The following is a 3,300-nucleotide window of genomic DNA, read 5'->3' as shown; positions in this document are numbered from 1 at the left end:
GAGGCGCTGCTGCTTCGTTTTTCATAATACGTCGTGCTGCTGCCATAACAACTCAGTCCATCCACGTAGCTTTGCATGCTGCTGAGTGATGTATGTGTGGCATCGGTATAAATACCTTCTGTTATACTGCGGAAGCGGCTGTCATATTTTGTGTAGAACCATTTATTACTTGTACGCATCTTAGCATCCTGTACCAATACTACTCTGTCAAGCGGGTCATACACTATATATACCACACCTGCTCCCGGTACTTTTTTCTCCACTACCCTTCCCTTAACATCATACTTATAAGAAAAAATAAGATTAGGCGCATTGCTTACATTCCATCCCGCACTGTTCATTTTTATTACTGCCTTCGGTGGTATCACGTACGATACATTGCCTGATAAGTCATATACATAATAAGTATCAAAATAATCCGAACCGTTTTTCTGACGTTTTAGTATCACACGGCCTATCTTATCAGTAAATACTATTGTACGACCAGGATCGGAATCACTGCCATCATCCACTGCTTCCGTTACTATTAGATCATTGGCTGAATAAGTACCGCCGCTCGTACCATCCACATTCCATTTTCTTACTCCGCCATTGATACTGTTATCCCCTGATTCATTGGTGCGGTACAGCATCATTTGATAATGCTGATCGGTCTGAAAATTATTACCAACACTTCCTTGCTTGAGCAGTCGCTGCATCGGGCTTTCTTCTATATCTGATTGTGCCCACGGTTTAGTATCATACGCTACCTTGTTGGTTGTTGTGTTCGTTGTATAAAAACTTGCCTGGTTACTTTCCGCAGTAGAACGTTCTTGGAAAGTACCGTTTGTTGTACTGGCTTCAAATGGTAAAAAACTTTTTGTCGCTCTGCCAAACTCATCGTACTTACTAAACTGAATAATATCCTTACCATTCGGACTGCCTGCTGCAATTATACTTTGCAAGGGTCTTCCAAACCCATCGATATAACTATACATTGTAACCCGTTCATGACTTTGCAATGTATTTACCAAACTCGCCTCCGTTATTCCGCCTTTCTTCACGATCTCTGTTACTACTCCCGCCGGTTGGCTGATTAAACCTGTACCCGTTGTAAGAGTGATTTGGGAATAACCACTACCTGCTGATAACAACATCAGCATTGCAGCTATGCTGCATAGACGTTGAATAGATCTCATAAGAAACCGTTTTTATTTTTTAAATACTAAATAAAGCACAGTAATGACCCTACTATGCATTTAGGGAGAGAGACTTTGATCGTTAGATTTTCATAGCGCAGAAATTCAAACAGATACATCAGTGCTTATTGCAACTGTATCGATATTGGATTGGTTTCTCAGTAAAGGATAGTAATGGGCTAACTGCAATACTTAACAAAAGAACCGACTAAGGTAGTCATCTATCGAATTATAACTACCCTTACTATTTTCATACATTACTTTTTTAATACTATAATTAACAAAAAAAATGAAGCTATAAAAGCAATTATAGAAAATGAAACCCACTTACTTTTTGTATTATCATTTTTTTTGGCAAACTTCTCTTGAAGAGTTGCTATTCTATCTTTTGTATAATATCGTACTAAAAAAAATAGACATACGAAAAAAAATACTACTATGAAAAAGCCTGGAGGAAGTTGTTCATCTCGAATTTTTATTAATGGCTGAATAAGTCGAAAAACAATTACAAGATGAAAAAATTCCAACACCATAATTAGCATTAAAGCCCCTAAACGAGGATTAAAATCATTAGCCTTAACAAACAAGTTGTAATAGCAAATAAAAATATTATTATAAAGATTCATAGTCTATTTATTTAAAAAAAACAAATGTAGCATACTATAAACAAAACTACTTCTCTTAATTTAAGTATTATGGATTTCTAACCGCATTAATTATATTTCGATTTTTGTGAATTGGTAATTGAATTTAACACGATAAGCTCCAAAGATCTTTTTTATTGTCACCAATTAATCAGTATAGGTCCAATAGGTTTCGAGTATGACCAAATTAAAGAAAGATTTTCGCCTAGGCTTTTTCCTGTCGTTGCCCTCGATATTAAATCACCAACAAACCAAATTGTACCAAAAACGGGGTTTATTATAGAAACTATATCAGCAGCAACGGTTATAACATGTTTAGTCTGAATTCCTCTGGGATCTTTCATTGCATCATAAACATCAATAAACGCAACCAATCCTCCAGCAATTCTAGACGCACTTTTCATGTAAGTCGCCCCCTTTGTGAAAAACTCTGGACCTGTAGCTATTTTTTCTCCGTATTTAAATGCTCTCTCAAGCGGAGTAAGTATTGTTAAATCCGTTAACCCTAAGGAAGTATTTGCATTTTCTCTAATGCTGGAAAAATACTCAAATGATTTTTCCATACTCTGTGCATGTTCGCACATCCCTATAAAATGTGACCCCATTGCAAATCCTTGAATTATTTCTCCAAGATCTGTATCGATAATTTCATTATTGTCTCCGGTATTAAACAAAACTGTTGCCCCCCACTCTTTTTCGTTTAACCTATAACCAAACGTAAAGGCTGTTACCTTATAACCCATTGACGTCTTATTCCAGATTGCTTTCAAGACCCTTTCAATTGGATTAAACTCATTACCTCCATATCCACCACCTGCACCTTCTCCCATCGTGTAAAATCCGATCACATCCCTGCTCTCTTCATCACCAAACATAAAAAGGGAATTCTCGTTTGTTGAAGACCAATATCCTCCATATGGAGATTCCAATAATCTGTTTATAATATCAACCATTTGCTCTGCAGATTTTACATCTCCCATCGGATCATTAAAATTGATGGGGTTGTTACCAGCATAATGATAAACAGATAATTCAACAGTGGCTTCAGCTTTTGGGTCAACAGAATTAAATCTACCCAGAACCGGATCATATTCTCTGAAGAAAGTACTGAAGTAATCAACGATACCACTAAAATCATCCTGCCATCTACTACCTGCATTGTATAAATTATTATTGGGTGCTGATGGCTGATAATTACCAGCCATTATCATTCCATACGGATAATAACTATTCTCTTGTCTTACAATTGCGCTACCGCTGTTATCTTCAAAGCTCACTCTTACATTACCCTGGTGATCGGTAATAAAATACTCAAATGTAAAAGTGCTGCTTCCAGTTTTTCGTACTCTTCCTTCCGGCATGGCAAAACTTGTGAGGGCATTGCTATTATCAAACTCAAAGCCGCCAATATAGTTTATTGTTGTGCTGCTGCTGCCATCATAAATTGTTTTACTAAGCTTGCTGCCGCCTGCATCATA

General features: G+C 36.9%; 3 protein-coding genes. All 3 read right to left on the bottom strand.

All coding sequences use genetic code 11. From position 1 onward, the window contains the following. Window positions 1-1,178: hypothetical protein (locus E6H07_20045; GenBank protein ID TMI61211.1), on the bottom strand; the 1,178-nt coding region annotated here is incomplete at its 3' end. 257 nt (window positions 1,179-1,435) lie between these two features. After that, on the bottom strand, window positions 1,436-1,804 hold the full coding sequence (locus E6H07_20040) for a hypothetical protein (GenBank protein ID TMI61210.1): 369 nt from the start codon (window positions 1,802-1,804) through the stop codon (window positions 1,436-1,438). A gap of 158 nt (window positions 1,805-1,962) precedes the next feature. Then, the coding region (locus E6H07_20035) for an RHS repeat-associated core domain-containing protein (GenBank protein TMI61209.1) at window positions 1,963-3,300 on the bottom strand (1,338 nt) is incomplete at its 5' end.

Source organism: Bacteroidota bacterium, assembly GCA_005882315.1.
Lineage (GTDB): Bacteria > Bacteroidota > Bacteroidia > Chitinophagales > Chitinophagaceae > VBAR01.
This window is presented reverse-complemented; position numbering and strand designations above follow the sequence as displayed.